The sequence below is a fragment of the Pseudomonas sp. TNT3 genome (genome assembly GCF_010095445.2).
Taxonomy (GTDB): Bacteria; Pseudomonadota; Gammaproteobacteria; order Pseudomonadales; family Pseudomonadaceae; genus Aquipseudomonas.
The window spans coordinates 1-16,027 of sequence record NZ_WFGV02000048.1; the positions used below are offsets into that span (position 1 = coordinate 1).

Sequence of the window (16,027 nt, forward strand, 5' to 3'; positions counted from 1 at the left end):
CCCTGCGCCGACGCCAGCGGCCAAGCCTGCTCCGACTCAGATCGCAACTGCCAAGCCCGCTCCGGCACCTGTTGCCAAGCCTGCTCCAGCGCCAGCCAAACCTGCCGCCACTGCCGCTGCCAAACCTGCCGAAAAGCCGGTGACAGTTGCCAAGGCCGCGGGTGGCACCTGGTACGCCGGTCAGGCTCCGGGTAATTACGTGGTGCAAATCCTCGGTACCAGCTCCGAAGCGTCCGCGCAAAATTTCGTGAAAGAGCAGGGCGGCGAGTACCGTTATTTCAAGAAAGTGCTCAACGGCAAGCCGCTTTACGTCATCACCTACGGTAACTTCGCCAACCGCGATGCAGCCCTTACCGCCATCAAGGCCTTGCCAGCGAAGGTTCAGGCTGGTAAACCTTGGCCTCGTACTGTCGCCAGCGTCCAACAGGAACTGGCAACAACTCGCTGAAGATTCGGCGGCCTTACCCAGGCCGCCTCTCCAAGCACCTCAAAATTCTACGAGTGCGCGCCGTCTCTACAGACCGCGTGCCTTGTGGTGTCTGCGTCACAGTAGTCTTTGAGTCGTAGCGGTCAACATTAAAAATGTTTTGACTAGCACAGCATATCGCTTTAAACCTTTCACAAATGCGACATAGATTTACGACAGTTCGTCGTCAAATTTGTGAGCCCCTGTGTCGGTGTGTACAATGACCTCCCTTTTGCCCCCGCAAAGCTGGCGTACGTTCGGCGCGGATGGTAAGTGGTTGAATTGAAAAGAAATTTGCCTCGTAAAGAGGCAGCCTGGTGAGAAAGTGTCTATGAAAGCAGGTCTGTACCAACCAGATGAATTCAAGGATAACTGCGGTTTCGGCCTGATAGCCCATATGCAGGGCGAGCCCAGTCATACCCTTTTGCAAACGGCCATCGAGGCCCTGACCTGCATGACCCACCGCGGTGGGATCAATGCCGACGGCAAAACCGGTGACGGTTGCGGTCTGCTGATTCAAAAGCCGGATGTATTCCTGCGAGCCATCGCCCAGGAGACGTTCGGCGTCGAAATGCCCAAGCAATATGCCGTGGGCATGGTGTTCTTCAACCAGGACCCGGTGAAAGCCGAGGCCGCTCGCGAAAACATGAACCGCGAGATCCTGGCCGCTGGCCTGCAGCTGATCGGCTGGCGCAAAGTGCCAATCGACACCAGCGTGCTCGGCCGTCTGGCGCTGGAGCGTTTGCCGCAGATCGAACAAGTGTTCATCGGCGGTGAAGGCCTGAGCGATCAGGACATGGCGATCAAGCTGTTCAGTTCCCGTCGTCGTTCGTCGGTGGCCAATGCCGCTGACAGCGATCACTACATCTGCAGCTTTTCCCACAAGACCATCATTTATAAAGGCCTGATGATGCCGGCGGATCTCACCGCCTTCTATCCGGACCTGAGCGACCAGCGCCTGCAAACCGCGATCTGCGTGTTTCACCAGCGCTTCTCCACCAACACCCTGCCGAAATGGCCGCTGGCTCAACCGTTCCGCTTCCTGGCGCACAACGGCGAGATCAACACCATCACCGGCAACCGCAACTGGGCTGTGGCCCGTCGTACCAAGTTCGCCAACGACCTGATGCCTGACCTCGAAGAGCTCGGCCCGCTGGTCAACCGCGTCGGTTCCGACTCCTCGAGCATGGACAACATGCTGGAGCTGATGGTTACCGGTGGCATCGACCTGTTCCGTGGCGTGCGGATGATCATTCCGCCTGCGTGGCAGAACGTCGAAACCATGGACCCGGATCTGCGTGCGTTCTACGAGTACAACTCGATGCACATGGAGCCGTGGGACGGCCCGGCCGGCGTGGTAATGACCGACGGTCGTTACGCGGTGTGCCTGCTCGACCGTAACGGTCTGCGCCCGGCGCGTTGGGTCACCACCAAAAACGGTTTCATCACCCTGGCCTCGGAAATCGGTGTCTGGAACTACCAGCCTGAAGACGTGATCGCCAAGGGTCGCGTGGGCCCGGGTCAGATTTTTGCCGTGGACACCGAAACCGGTCAGATCCTCGACACCGACGCCATCGACAACCGCTTGAAGTCCCGTCACCCGTACAAGCAATGGCTGCGCAAGAACGCCCTGCGCATCCAGGCGACCATGGAAGACAACGACCACGGTTCGGCGTTCTACGATGTTGATCAACTCAAGCAATACATGAAGATGTACCAGGTCACGTTCGAAGAGCGCGATCAGGTGCTGCGTCCGCTCGGCGAGCAAGGCTACGAAGCCGTGGGGTCCATGGGCGACGATACGCCGATGGCCGTGCTGTCCCAGCGCGTGCGCACGCCGTACGACTATTTCCGCCAGCAGTTCGCGCAGGTCACCAACCCGCCGATCGATCCGCTGCGTGAAGCCATCGTCATGTCGCTGGAGATCTGCCTCGGTGCCGAGCGCAACATCTTCCAGGAGTCGCCGGAACACGCCTCGCGCGTGATCCTCAGCTCGCCGGTCATTTCCCCGGCCAAGTGGCGCTCGCTGATGAACCTCGATCGTCCGGGCTTCGAACGCCAGATCATCGACCTCAACTACGACGAAAGCGTCGGCCTCGAAGCGGCGATCCGCAACGTTGCCGATCAGGCTGAAGAAGCTGTTCGCGCCGGTCGTACCCAGGTTGTGCTGAGTGACCGTCACATCGGTCCAGGTAAATTGCCGATCCACGCTTCGCTCGCCACTGGTGCGGTGCACCACCGCCTGACCGAAAAAGGCCTGCGTTGCGACTCCAACATCCTCGTGGAAACCGCGACTGCACGTGATCCGCATCACTTCGCCGTGTTGATCGGTTTCGGCGCCTCTGCCGTTTACCCATTCCTCGCGTATGAAGTCTTGGGCGACCTGATCCGTACCGGTGAAGTCCTGGGCGACCTCTATGAGGTGTTCAAGAACTACCGCAAAGGCATCACCAAAGGCCTGCTCAAGATCCTGTCGAAGATGGGCATCTCGACCATCACTTCGTACCGTGGTGCGCAGTTGTTCGAAGCCATCGGTCTGTCCGAGGAAGTGTGTGACCTGAGCTTCCGTGGCGTGCCGAGCCGCATCAAAGGTGCACGTTTCGTCGACATCGAAGCCGAGCAGAAAGCCCTGGCCGCCGAAGCCTGGAGCCCGCGCAAGCCAATCCAGCAGGGCGGTTTGCTGAAGTTCGTCCACGGTGGCGAATATCACGCGTACAACCCGGACGTGGTCAACACCCTGCAAGCCGCTGTGCAGCAGGGCGACTACAGCAAGTTCAAGGAATACACGTCGCTGGTGGACAACCGACCAGTGTCGATGATCCGCGACATGTTCAAGGTCAAAACCCTGGACACGCCGCTGGACATCAGCGAGATCGAACCGCTGGAATCAGTGCTCAAGCGCTTTGACTCCGCGGGCATCTCCCTGGGCGCCTTGTCGCCGGAAGCTCACGAAGCCCTGGCCGAAGCCATGAACCGCCTTGGTGCGCGTTCCAACTCCGGCGAAGGCGGTGAAGACCCGGCCCGTTACGGCACCATCAAGAGCTCGAAAATCAAGCAAGTGGCAACCGGCCGTTTCGGTGTGACCCCGGAATACCTGGTCAACGCTGAAGTGCTGCAGATCAAAGTCGCTCAGGGTGCCAAGCCCGGCGAAGGTGGTCAGCTGCCAGGCGGTAAAGTGAACGGTCTGATCGCCAAGCTGCGCTACGCAGTACCAGGTGTGACGCTGATTTCGCCGCCGCCGCACCACGACATCTATTCGATCGAAGATTTGTCGCAACTGATTTTCGACCTGAAACAAGTCAACCCGAAGGCCCTGGTCTCGGTGAAGCTGGTAGCAGAAGCGGGCGTCGGCACCATCGCCGCCGGTGTGGCCAAGGCCTACGCGGACTTGATCACCATCTCCGGCTACGACGGCGGCACCGGTGCATCGCCGCTGACCTCGATCAAATACGCGGGCGCACCGTGGGAACTCGGCTTGGCCGAAACCCACCAGACCCTGCGTGGCAACGACCTGCGCGGCAAAGTCCGGGTGCAAACTGACGGCGGCCTGAAAACCGGCCTCGACGTGATCAAAGCGGCCATTCTTGGCGCTGAAAGCTTCGGTTTCGGCACCGCGCCAATGATCGCGCTGGGCTGCAAATACCTGCGTATCTGCCACCTGAACAACTGCGCCACCGGCGTCGCGACCCAGAACGAGAAGCTGCGCAAGGATCACTACATCGGCACCGTCGACATGGTGGTGAACTTCTTCACCTATGTCGCCGAAGAAACCCGTGAGTGGCTGGCCAAGCTGGGCGTGCGTTCCCTCGAAGAGCTGATCGGCCGTACCGATCTGCTGGACATCCTCGAAGGCCAGACCGCCAAGCAGCAGCACCTTGATCTGACTCCGTTGCTCGGCAGCGATCACATCCCGGCAGACAAGCCACAGTTCTGCCAGGTCGACCGCAACCCGCCGTTCGACAAAGGTTTGCTGGCCGAGAAAATGGTCGATATGGCCACTTCGGCTATCAACGACATGAGCGGTGCCGATTTCGCACTGGATATCTGCAACTGCGACCGTTCGATCGGCGCGCGGATCTCCGGTGAAATCGCTCGCAAGCACGGCAACCAAGGCATGGCGAACGCGCCGATCACCTTCCGCTTCAAAGGGACGGCTGGTCAGAGCTTCGGTGTGTGGAACGCCGGCGGCCTGAACATGTACCTGGAAGGCGACGCCAACGACTACGTCGGCAAAGGCATGACCGGCGGCAAACTGGTCATCGTTCCGCCCAAGGGCAGCATCTACAAGACTCAGGACAGTGCCATCATCGGCAACACCTGCCTCTACGGTGCCACGGGCGGCAAGCTGTTCGCCGCCGGTACCGCGGGCGAGCGTTTCGCGGTGCGTAACTCCGGTGCTCACACCGTGGTAGAAGGCACGGGCGATCACTGCTGCGAGTACATGACCGGTGGTTTCGTCTGCGTCCTGGGCAAGACTGGTTACAACTTCGGCTCAGGCATGACCGGCGGTTTCGCCTACGTGCTCGACCAGGACAACACCTTCGTTGACCGGGTCAACCACGAACTGGTGGAAATCCAGCGGATCAGCGGCGAAGCGATGGAAGCCTATCGCAGCCACCTGCAGCGCGTGCTGGACGAATACGTCGCGGAAACCGACAGCGAATGGGGTCGTAACCTCGCTGAAAACCTCGATGACTATCTGCGCCGTTTCTGGCTGGTCAAGCCCAAGGCTGCCAACCTGAAATCGTTGCTTTCCAGCACCCGTGCCAACCCGCAGTGATATGCGCCTGAAGAGTTTGATGAGGTTTTAACAATGGCTGAACGTCTGAATAACGACTTCCAGTTCATCGAGGTCGGGCGCAAAGATCCGAAGAAGAAACTGTTGCGTCAACGCAAGAAAGAGTTCGTGGAGATCTACGAGCCCTTCAAACCCCAGCATTCGGCCGATCAGGCCCACCGCTGCCTGGGTTGCGGTAACCCGTATTGCGAATGGAAGTGCCCGGTGCACAACTTCATTCCAAACTGGCTGAAACTGGTGGCCGAGGGCAACATCCTTCAGGCCGCCGAGCTGTCGCACCAGACCAACACCCTGCCGGAAGTGTGCGGCCGGGTGTGCCCGCAGGATCGTCTGTGCGAGGGTGCCTGCACCCTGAACGACGGTTTTGGCGCGGTGACCATCGGATCGGTCGAGAAGTACATCACCGACACCGCGTTCGCCATGGGCTGGCGCCCGGACATGTCCAAGGTCAAACCGACCGGCAAGCGCGTTGCCATCATCGGCGCGGGCCCGGCTGGTCTGGGCTGTGCCGACGTGCTGGTGCGCGGCGGAGTGACCCCGGTGGTGTTCGACAAGAACCCGGAAATCGGCGGTCTGCTGACCTTCGGCATTCCCGAGTTCAAGCTGGAAAAGACTGTGCTGAGCAATCGTCGCGAAGTCTTCACCGGCATGGGCATCGAGTTTCGCCTGAACACCGAAGTGGGCAAGGATGTGACCGTCGAGCAACTGCTCGAAGAGTACGATGCCGTGTTCATGGGCATGGGCACCTACACCTACATGAAGGGCGGTTTTGCCGGTGAGGACCTTCCGGGTGTGCATGACGCGCTCGATTTCCTGATCGCCAACGTCAATCGAAACCTGGGCTTTGAAAAGTCGCCGGAAGATTTCGTCGACATGAAAGGCAAGAAGGTGGTGGTGCTGGGCGGTGGTGACACGGCGATGGACTGCAACCGTACGTCGATTCGTCAGGGCGCCAAATCGGTGACCTGCGCCTATCGTCGCGATGAAGCCAACATGCCGGGCTCGCGCAAAGAGGTGAAGAACGCCAAGGAAGAAGGCGTGAAATTCCTCTACAACCGCCAGCCAATCGCGATCGTCGGCGAAGACCGCGTCGAAGGCGTGAAAGTGGTCGAGACCCGTCTCGGCGAACCGGATGCCCGTGGCCGTCGCAGCCCCGAGCCGATCCCGGGTTCCGAAGAGATCATCCCGGCCGACGCCGTGGTCATCGCTTTCGGTTTCCGCCCAAGCCCGGCGTCGTGGTTCGAACAGCACAGCATCCAGACCGACAGCCAGGGCCGCGTTGTGGCGCCGGAACAAGGTCAGTACAAGCACCAGACCAGCAACCCGAAAATCTTCGCCGGTGGCGATATGGTTCGCGGGTCTGACCTGGTGGTAACGGCGATCTTCGAAGGCCGCAATGCCGCTGAAGGGATCCTGGATTACCTGGGCGTTTAAATCCGTCCGGCTGACTGCAATGCAATACCTGTGGGAGCTGGCTTGCCAGCGATAGCATCACCTCGGTCAATCTGACCACCGAGGTGTCTGCATCGCTGGCAAGCCAGCTCCCACAGTGTTTTGTGGTGCTGCAATCACTGCATTCCCCCGCGACAAATTGACCCGATAGACAAAAGGCTGACCTGCAACCGTGCCTTTTGCGTCGCGCTCTGAGAAAATGCCCGCACTTTTTTTCCGGATGCCGACATGACTGCCCTGAAGAACGACCGTTTCCTTCGTGCCCTGCTCAAGCAACCCGTAGACGTCACGCCCGTGTGGATGATGCGTCAGGCCGGTCGCTACCTGCCGGAATACCGCGCCAGCCGTGCCAAGGCCGGCGACTTCATGAGCCTGTGCATGAACCCGGAGTTCGCTTGCGAAGTCACCCTGCAACCGCTCGACCGCTATCCGCAACTGGACGCGGCGATTCTCTTCTCCGACATCCTGACCATTCCCGACGCGATGGGCCAAGGCCTGTACTTCGAGACCGGTGAAGGTCCGCGCTTCAAGAAAGTGGTCAGTACCTTGGCCGACATCGAAGCCTTGCCGATTCCTGATCCGCACAAAGACCTCGGCTACGTCATGGATGCTGTCAGCACCATCCGCCGTGAACTGAACGGTCGTGTGCCGTTGATCGGCTTCTCCGGCAGCCCATGGACCCTAGCGACCTACATGGTTGAAGGCGGCTCGTCGAAAGACTACCGCAAGACCAAAACCATGCTCTACGACAACCCGCAAGCCTTGCACCTGTTGCTGGACAAACTCGCGCAGACGGTCACCAGCTACCTCAACGGCCAGATCATGGCCGGTGCGCAAGCCGTGCAGATTTTCGATAGCTGGGGCGGCAGCCTCTCGGCGGCGGCGTACCAGGAATTCTCCCTGGCCTACATGAAAAAGATCGTCAGCGGCCTGATCCGCGAACACGAAGGCCGCAAGGTTCCGGTGATCCTGTTCACCAAGGGCGGCGGTTTGTGGCTGGAAAGTATCGCCGACGCTGGTGCGGATGCGCTGGGGCTGGATTGGACCTGCGACATCGGCAGCGCCCGTGATCGCGTCGGCAGCAAAGTCGCCCTGCAAGGCAACATGGACCCAACCGTGCTCTACGCCAAACCGGAAGTCATTCGTACCGAAGTCGGGCGCATCCTCGCCAGCTACGGCAAGGGCAGCGGTCATGTATTCAACCTCGGCCATGGCATCACACCGGAAGTCAATCCAGAGCACGCCGGCGCGTTCCTGCGCGCAGTGCATGAGTTGTCGGCGCAGTATCACGAGTAACGGCTACTGAAGTATTTGAAGCCTGCCGGGACGCGTTCCCGGCAGGCTTTTTTTATGCCTGTTGAAATGACTGTCGTAAGGCGCGTGCTTGTCCGTAGGAACATTTTTATCGGCTGACAGAGAGATCATTACAGAGACCATTCCTGCTTTTGAAAGCGATTACTCCTACATAGAAATTGCCGCTATCCCCGTAAGGTTCCAGCCCCTCGTCGGGTGCGTTATGCACCCGGTGATATCGCACCCATTGGCGCTTTTCCGAGCGTCTGTATTTCGATAAGCAGTCTGGAATCCATGATGAAAAACAACTTCGAAAAGAGAAGTGCGTTAGCCGCCTGCACTTCTTCAATGATCCTGTTATCGGCAATGTTCGCTTCGCAAACCGTTTCTGCCCACGGCTACCTGGACGTGCCGCCTTCGCGGGCACTGCTGTGCCAAAAAGGCGTGAACACCCACTGCGGGAACGCGCAATACGAACCGCAAAGCGTGGGTGAAACCTTCAAGGGCTTCCCGGCTGGCGTCGGCGGTGCTCCATTGCAAGGACCGGTCGATGGCAAGATCGCCAGTGGCGGCCACTCGTCATTCTCCGCTCTGGACGCTCAGTCCGCGACCCGCTGGCAGCTGACCGAAATCAAAGACCGCAACATCAATTTCGAATGGCAATACACCGCCGTTCACCCTGCGACCAAGCACGAATATTTCATCACCCGCAACGGCTGGAACCCGAATGAGTCGCTCAAACGCGCCACCTTCGAAAGCACGCCGTTCTGCACTATCGATGGCGGCAACCAGAAACCCGTTTCCGGTGCCAAGCACAGCTGCACCCTTCCTGAAGACAAGTCCGGTCAGCATGTCATCCTGGCGATCTGGACAGTCGGCGATACCGATGCGGCCTTCTACAACGTGGCCGATGTGAACATTCTGGCCGAGGCATCGCTGCCCGGTGGCTGGTCCGCCGTGGGTGGCATCGCGCCGTCGACCGCATTGCTGGTCGGTGACAAGGTCAAAGCTCGCGCGTTCTCGGCCAATGGTGAAAGCCCGCAATACAGCGTCGAAATATCCATCGACAACGTCGAGGAAGGTTCGCCGAACAACTGGGCCTTCAAGCTGGCCGAAAAAATCAATGCGACCCACACCCTTGTCCGTGCTGGCGTTCGTGATGAGAACGGCAACGTCGAACCGGTGAAGGGTAACAACCGCCTGTACGCGCAAAAGGAAAGCGGAATCACCCGTTACGAAGTGCAGCTGGACATGAAAGAAGACGCTGCGGCTCGCCTGTCGGTGGCTTCGCAGCAAGCGGAGTACGTACTGGATAAAGGTCGTGCCAAGGTCGACTTCAGCATCATTTCCAATCGCAAAATGAACGTCGAAGCGACCCTGTTCGATCAGAACAACAAGCCGGTCGGCACTACCTCGGGCCAAGTGGATAGCGGACTTGCGTCGCTCTCCATGGATGTTCGCAGCAACCCGGGCGCGCACACGTTGACGCTCGTCGGCACCACACTGGATGGCCGCACGACTCGCCAGGATACGCAGCCAACCAACATGACGGGTGAAGGCGCAGGCGTCGAATATGACTTCGTGTTCCCTGAAGGCGTAAGCGACTACACCGCCGGCACCAAGGTACTGCAGCCCAAAACCGATGAAGTCTTCGAGTGCAAGCCGTTCCCGGAGTCCGGTTACTGCAAGCAGTACAGCCCGACCGCTAACGGCTTCGAGCCGGGTGTCGGTGCTCACTGGCACATGGCGTGGGACAAACTCTAAGCCCCTCAGGTGACGCTTCAGGCGATCGTTGTCCGATCGCCTGAAGACTTGTTCCTCTATTGAATCGAGTTTGAAGATGACGGTTTCGGGTTACTCCAGGCAACGAGTATGGCTGCATTGGTTGTCGGCGGTTGTCATTATCTGGACCCTGGCCTCGGGGTTTTACGTGGCCAGCGTTCAAGTGCCCGCGCAGCTCAAACAGACGGTTGCGTTGTTCAACGTTTCTCTGACCACGGTATTCATTCCTTTTTTCATTTGGCGTCTCTTCGCTTTTATCTCTCACACCAAACTTAGGGGTGTCATCCATCTATCGAGGGTCGAAGGACGTGTGCTGCTTGCCCACCTCTCGATCTACATCACCGTGAGCGTTGTGTTGGTCACCGGCGTTTTGATGATGGATCGCCCGATCGATGTATTTGGGGTCGTCGAGATTGCTCAGCCACTGACCCAACCAGCATTTATCCAGTTGTACTTCACGATCCATATTTGGGCATGTGTCCTGCTGTCTTTGCTTGTCGCACTGCATGTCGGTGCAGTGATCGTCCATGAGGTATGCAACCACCGCGTACTCAGACGGATGTCTTTTTGCAGCAAGCGCCGAAATGAGCACCTCGAGTGAAGTTGCCATGAAGCGTTTCCTGAAACAGCTCACCGGGAGCGCCTTGACCAAGGGGCTGTTGTTGCTGATACCCGTCAGCTACGGGACATTTCTCGCTTGGCAAGAGTGGCTCTGGCGCGAAAACCTCGCTTCTGTGGCGCATTCCGTGGTCGCGCCAATCGCCGCGCCTTCCCGTGAGAATCTTGATACGACGGCAGTTGCTACGGTGTTTGGCCTGGTGGATGAAGCGACGCGGTTGCCAAGTGCTGAATCCTTGAGCTTGCAGGCCAGTTTTGTCGTCGCGTCGGGTGTGTCGAGGGCGCTGCTCGCCGACGCTCAAGGCTCGCGCATGTACCAGGTGGGAGAACAATTACCGGGTGGCAGCGTGCTGCGCCGTGTCGAACCCAACCAGGTCGTGTTGTGGAACAAGGGGCGCGAAGAACTGCTGACCTTGCAGCCATCTGCCGAACGTTTTCTGCGCAGGCTTGAATCGCCCGCCGCCCCAAATGCAGCAGCCGCTTCTTCGCGTTTTCTACGTCCGTTTCTCGGGCCGTCAGAGTGATCATTTCATGAACAGCTTCTTCCGTGCGCGGGCGTTTCGCGTCCTGCTTCTTCTCGTCCTTTTAGTGTCGGCGAACGAGCCCGGCGCGCTTCAAGCCGAAGACGAAAAATGGCAGCTGGCAATGAACAATGCCGAGTTGCGGGACATCGTCGAGGAGATTTCCACCATTCTCGGAACCACCGTCGTGCTTGATCCCAGAGTCACTGGACGCATTACCGTCATGTCCCGTCAGGCCCTTGATCGCGAGGGTGTCCGTCGCTTGTTTTACTCGGTGCTGGATGCGCATAACTTCACGGTGATCGACGAGGGCGACCGGATACTGATCACGCCGGTGACCGAAGCCAAAACCCGTGCCGGCCAAGGCGTGGCGAAGAACGCTACAGCCTCGCAATTTGTCACCCAGGTCATCGAACTGAACACCAGCAACGCCGCCGATATTGCCGGGCTGGTGCGGCCGTTGATTTCGGCCAATGGGTATGTCGGCCCGTCGGTGTCGGCGAATGCACTGGTGGTCACCGACGCGGCTGCCAACGTGCAGCGTGTCGTCCAGCTCATCCGGCAGTTGGACGCTGGCCAGAACACCCAGCATGCCGTCGTGCAGTTACGTCACGCCCAAGCGGCTGACGTGGCGCCGGTGATGGAAGCGACGCTGGGTAAACGCAATGCCGATACCGCCATTCAGGTCATTGCCGACACGCGGACCAACCGTTTGATCCTCGTCGGTCCGCCGACGGTCCGCCAGCGTCTGGTCGACCTGGCGCGCAGCCTGGATACGCCGGCTACCGCGAACCTCGACAATGCCCGAGTCATTCGCCTGCGCTACAGCGATGCCAAACAACTGGCCGAAGTCCTTGAGACGATGGGCCAGGGCAGAAAGCCGACCCAGACAATGGGAGGGGCGAAGGAACTGGCCTCTGGCGCCGGGTTCATCATCAAGGCAGATGAAAGCCAGAATGCATTGGTGCTGATTGCCGAGCCGGCGCAGATCCGCACCATCGAAAACATTGTGCGTCAGTTGGATCAGCCCAGGGCCCAGGTGCTGATTCATGCTGCGATTGTGGAAATTTCTGGCGACATGGCCGAGGCCGTGGGTGTCCAGTGGGGCATCAACACCGGTGACGCGAAGGGTTTCCTGAACTTCCCCGGTACCGACATCCCGATCGTCGGTGGACTGAGATTCGACGAGATAAAGAGCGCACCGGAAGGCGCCATTCTGCAGTTGGGCAGCGACCGCTTCGGTGCGTTGATTTCAGCGCTGGCAAGCAATACCCGCAGCAACTTGCTGTCCACGCCGAGTCTGCTGACGCTGGACAATCAGCAGGCAGAAATCATCGTCGGCCAGAACGTGCCGTTCAAAACCGGTTCCTATGCCACCAACAGCAGCGGTGCGGATAATCCGTTCACCACGGTGGAGCGCAAGGACGTGGGCATCAGCCTGAAGATCAAGCCCTACATCAACGAAGGCTCGACGTTGCGTCTTGAGGTCGAGCAGGAAGTGTCCGACATCGCGCCCTCAGTATCGGGCGTCGATTCCTCTGATCTGATAACCAACAAACGCGCGCTCAAGAGCACCATCCTGGCCGACGATGGCGAGATCATCGTCATCGGTGGCCTGATCAGGGACAGCGTCCGCACTCAGCAGAGCGGCGTGCCATTGCTGCGTGATATCCCTTACCTCGGCGCGCTGTTTCGCTGGAAAAAAGACACTCAGAGCAAAAGCAATCTGATGGTCTTTTTGCGCCCGACCATTGTGCGCAGCAAGGAGGATCTGTCCGAGGTCAGCCAGCAGCGTTACAACGCGCTGCACGACCTGAGCAAGTCTGGCGCGCAGGGCAATAACTCATTGCTGCTGCCGGCGGATTCGCGTCAGTTGTTCGAGCCGGTGAGCGATACGCCGGTGATTGATTTGCGCAAGCAAACGCCGGTGCGTCCTTGAGCGATAAGCCCGTAAAAGAAGGTTACGAGCAATTGCCCTTCGGCTTCGCGCGGCGTTTTGGTGTGCTACTGGAGCGTGAAGGTCCGAAGCCGAGCCTGGCACTGCGGGCCGACACGCCGCTGACGGCGCTGGCAGAAGCTCGCAGGATGTGCGGTCAGGACCTGTCGTTTCGAATTCTCGATGCGGATGTTTTCGCCTTGCGCCTGGCATCGGCCTACCGCGAAGGTCAGAGCGCTGCGGAGCAGGTCGCCCAAGGGCTGGACGACGAACTGGACCTGCTCAGCCTGGTCGATCAAGTCCCGCAAACCGCCGACCTGCTGGAGCAGCAAGGTGATGCGCCGATCATCCGGCTGATCAATGCACTGCTCAGCGAAGCGGTGCGCGAGCAGGCATCTGATGTGCACCTGGAAACCTTCGAGCAGTACCTGTCGGTGCGCATGCGTGTTGATGGGCAACTGCGTGAAATGCTTCGTCCCCGGCGTGAGCTGGCGACCCTGTTGGTGTCGCGAATCAAGGTCATGGCGCGCCTGGACATCGCCGAAAAACGCGTCCCTCAAGATGGCCGTATCGCATTGCGCCTGGCGGGGCATGAAGTCGATGTGCGGGTCTCGACATTGCCCTCGGCCCACGGCGAAAGAGTGGTATTGCGCCTGCTCGACAAACAGGCAGGACGCCTGCAGTTGCAACGCCTGGGAATGCCGGACGATACCCTCGCGACCCTGCGCCAATTGTTGGCCAGGCCCCACGGCATCCTGCTGGTGACCGGCCCCACCGGCTCGGGCAAGACCACTAGTTTGTATGCCGCGCTCAGCAGTCTGAATGACCAGACCCGCAACATTCTCACGGTCGAAGACCCCATCGAGTATCACCTCCCGGGGGTAGGGCAGATGCCGGTCAACCCGAAGGTGGACATGACCTTCGCCCGAGGCTTGAGGGCGATCCTGCGTCAAGACCCGGACGTGGTGATGGTCGGCGAAATTCGCGACCGCGAGACGGCGGAGATTGCCGTTCAGGCCTCACTGACCGGTCACCTGGTGCTCTCGACATTGCACACCAACAGCGCGGTTGGCGCGGTCACCCGGCTGGTGGACATGGGCGTCGACACTTACCTGCTGGCGTCATCGCTGGTGGGGGTTTTGGCCCAGCGCCTGGTGCGTACGTTGTGTTCCCATTGCAAGGTGCCGTACCTCGCTGATGCGGCGACCTGTGTGCGTTTGGGGATCGACCCCGAAACCTCGCAGCAACTCTTCAGGGCCGAAGGCTGTGAACAGTGCCAGCGCGGGTATCGCGGTCGGGTCGGCATTTACGAACTGATCAGCATCACACCCGAAGTGTCCGCACTGATCCATCAAGGCAGCAGTGAACAGGCCTTGACCGAGGCAACCCGCAAGCACTCGCGCAGCCTGTTTCAGGACGGTCGCCAGCGGGTACTGGACGGTTTGACCAGTCTCGATGAGTTGTTGCGTGTGACGCAGGAGGATTAGCACATGCCGACGTTCGATTACCGCGCCCACGATGCCCATGGCCGCAGTTGTAAAGGTCGACTGGAAGCCGATGGCGCGCGTCATGCCCGACAATTGTTGCGTGAGCGTGGGTTGTGGCCACTTGAGTTGACCGAGACCCGTGCCGGCAGCGACGGAGGTGTAAAGCCGCGCGGGGGGCGTTTGAGTGCGGCTGAACTGGCGCTGCTGACCTTGCAGTTGTCGACGCTGGTCCAGGCCGGCTTGCCCCTGGAGGAAGCGCTCGAGGCGGTGGCGAAGCAGAGCGCCAAGCGCAAGGTGGCCGGTCTGCTGTCCGCCGTCAGAAGCCGGGTGATGGAAGGGCATGCCTTGGCGGCAGCGTTGGGGATGTTTCCCCGGGCGTTTCCCGAATTGTTCCGGGCCACCGTGGCAGCCGGTGAACGTTCCGGGCACCTCGGCCACGTGCTGGAGCAACTGGCGGCTTACACCCAGACCCGTCAGGCCTCGCGCCAAAAAATTCAGATGGCCCTGGTCTACCCGCTCATTTTGATGCTGGCCAGTGTGGCGATCGTCGGCTTTCTGCTCGGTTTTGTCGTGCCCGACGTCGTGAAGATTTTCGTCGACTGTGGACAGCCATTGCCCTGGCTGACCCAAGCATTGATCGGCGTGAGCAACGGGCTGCGCAACCACTTTCTGCTGCTGCTGGCGCTGCTGGCAACACTCATCAGCCTGTGGCGCTGGAGCCTGCGTCAGCACTCATGGCGCCTGCGCTGGCATCGGCTGGCCTTGCACCTGCCGGTCATGGGCGAAGTATGGCGTGCGATGGAAGCCGCGAGGTTTGCCAGCACGTTAGCGATCCTCGGCAAGAGCGCGGTGCCCTTGGTGGACGCGTTGGAAATCGCCGCTGCGGTCATCGGCAACCTGACCATTCGCGCCCGCATGGTCGATGTCGCCCGCTCGGTCCGTGAAGGCGGAACCCTGACTCGCGGCCTCGAATTGAGCGGCGATATCCCGCCGATGATGCTGCACATGATTGCCAGCGGTGAACGCGCCGGCGAACTCGATCGCATGCTCGCCCGTGCCGCGGATCAACAGGAAAGCAGCCTGGCGGCGCGTATCGCACTGGTCGTCAGCCTCTTTGAGCCCGCCATGCTGGTGGTGATGGGCGGCGTCGTGCTGCTGATCGTCATGGCCATCCTGCTACCGATTCTCAGCCTCAACCAATTGGTGAATTGAACCATGCAACCCTTACGCAAAAACTCCTCCTCCGCCCAGCGCGGTTTCACCCTGATTGAAATCATGGTGGTGGTCGTCATCATCGGTGTACTGGGGGCGATCGTGGTGCCGCAGTTCATGAGCCGACCCGATCAGGCCAAAGTCACCGCCGCCAAAATCGACATCCAGGCCATCGCCACCGCGCTGGAAATGTATCGCCTGGACAACTTTGCCTACCCCTCGACGCAACAAGGTCTGGAAGCCTTGACCAAGCGCCCTTCCGGGCTCCCGGCCGCACGCAACTGGAACCCTCAGGGTTACCTGAAAAGCCTGCCCGTCGATCCGTGGGGCACGCCGTATCAGTACCTCAATCCCGGGGTGCGATCGATCGACGGGGACTACGACATTGTGTCGCTGGGTTCCGACGGCGTGATCGGGGGTGAAGGGCAGGCGAGCGATATCGGCAACTGGAGTCGCTGACCA

The 16,027-nt window shown here is 59.9% G+C and carries 11 protein-coding genes; all 11 read left to right on the top strand.

Features of this window, described 5'->3' with window-relative positions:
* Window positions 1-448 (top strand): SPOR domain-containing protein (locus GBC55_RS23140; protein ID WP_247266979.1); only part of this gene is annotated, 448 nt, incomplete at its 5' end.
* 349 nt (window positions 449-797) lie between these two features.
* Window positions 798-5,246 (top strand): glutamate synthase large subunit, encoded by a 4,449-nt coding sequence (gene gltB / locus GBC55_RS23145; RefSeq protein ID WP_162439918.1) that lies wholly within the window; start codon window positions 798-800, stop codon window positions 5,244-5,246.
* A gap of 33 nt (window positions 5,247-5,279) precedes the next feature.
* Window positions 5,280-6,698: an FAD-dependent oxidoreductase gene (locus GBC55_RS23150; protein ID WP_045061932.1), complete on the top strand. Its 1,419-nt coding sequence runs from the start codon at window positions 5,280-5,282 to the stop codon at window positions 6,696-6,698.
* A gap of 246 nt (window positions 6,699-6,944) precedes the next feature.
* On the top strand, window positions 6,945-8,012 hold the full coding sequence (gene hemE / locus GBC55_RS23155; protein WP_162439917.1) for a uroporphyrinogen decarboxylase: 1,068 nt from the start codon (window positions 6,945-6,947) through the stop codon (window positions 8,010-8,012).
* A gap of 294 nt (window positions 8,013-8,306) precedes the next feature.
* The gene (gbpA, locus tag GBC55_RS23160; RefSeq protein ID WP_162439916.1) at window positions 8,307-9,773 is read left to right on the top strand and encodes an N-acetylglucosamine-binding protein GbpA; all 1,467 of its coding nucleotides are present in this window, start codon (window positions 8,307-8,309) and stop codon (window positions 9,771-9,773) included.
* 76 nt (window positions 9,774-9,849) lie between these two features.
* Window positions 9,850-10,392 carry a cytochrome b/b6 domain-containing protein gene (locus GBC55_RS23165; protein WP_162439923.1) on the top strand — a complete coding sequence of 181 codons (543 nt, stop codon included), beginning with the start codon at window positions 9,850-9,852 and terminating at the stop codon, window positions 10,390-10,392.
* A complete protein-coding gene (locus GBC55_RS23170; protein ID WP_247266980.1) occupies window positions 10,376-10,933 on the top strand; it encodes a type II secretion system protein N in 558 nt (185 codons plus the stop codon). Before GBC55_RS23165 ends, GBC55_RS23170 begins: the two co-directional genes overlap by 17 nt.
* A gap of 7 nt (window positions 10,934-10,940) precedes the next feature.
* Window positions 10,941-12,869 carry a type II secretion system secretin GspD gene (gene gspD / locus GBC55_RS23175; protein WP_162439915.1) on the top strand — a complete coding sequence of 643 codons (1,929 nt, stop codon included), beginning with the start codon at window positions 10,941-10,943 and terminating at the stop codon, window positions 12,867-12,869.
* Window positions 12,866-14,353, top strand: a complete 1,488-nt coding sequence (gene gspE / locus GBC55_RS23180; protein WP_162439914.1) for a type II secretion system ATPase GspE — start codon at window positions 12,866-12,868, stop codon at window positions 14,351-14,353. The genes gspD and gspE overlap by 4 nt, the downstream gene beginning before the upstream one ends.
* A gap of 3 nt (window positions 14,354-14,356) precedes the next feature.
* A complete protein-coding gene (gspF, locus tag GBC55_RS23185) occupies window positions 14,357-15,565 on the top strand; it encodes a type II secretion system inner membrane protein GspF (protein WP_162439913.1) in 1,209 nt (402 codons plus the stop codon).
* Between the two features lie 3 nt (window positions 15,566-15,568).
* Entirely contained in the window at window positions 15,569-16,024 is a 456-nt protein-coding gene (gspG, locus tag GBC55_RS23190; protein WP_162439912.1) for a type II secretion system major pseudopilin GspG, read from the top strand.
* Window positions 16,025-16,027: the final 3 nt, after the last annotated feature.

Coding starts and splice junctions, on each gene's coding strand:
- gspF (WP_162439913.1), top strand. CDS start 14,357: ATGCCGACGTTCGATTACCGCGCCCACGATGCCCATGGCCGCAGTTGT.
- hemE (WP_162439917.1), top strand. CDS start 6,945: ATGACTGCCCTGAAGAACGACCGTTTCCTTCGTGCCCTGCTCAAGCAA.
- GBC55_RS23170 (WP_247266980.1), top strand. CDS start 10,376: ATGAGCACCTCGAGTGAAGTTGCCATGAAGCGTTTCCTGAAACAGCTC.
- gbpA (WP_162439916.1), top strand. CDS start 8,307: ATGAAAAACAACTTCGAAAAGAGAAGTGCGTTAGCCGCCTGCACTTCT.
- gspG (WP_162439912.1), top strand. CDS start 15,569: ATGCAACCCTTACGCAAAAACTCCTCCTCCGCCCAGCGCGGTTTCACC.
- GBC55_RS23150 (WP_045061932.1), top strand. CDS start 5,280: ATGGCTGAACGTCTGAATAACGACTTCCAGTTCATCGAGGTCGGGCGC.
- gltB (WP_162439918.1), top strand. CDS start 798: ATGAAAGCAGGTCTGTACCAACCAGATGAATTCAAGGATAACTGCGGT.
- GBC55_RS23165 (WP_162439923.1), top strand. CDS start 9,850: ATGACGGTTTCGGGTTACTCCAGGCAACGAGTATGGCTGCATTGGTTG.
- gspD (WP_162439915.1), top strand. CDS start 10,941: ATGAACAGCTTCTTCCGTGCGCGGGCGTTTCGCGTCCTGCTTCTTCTC.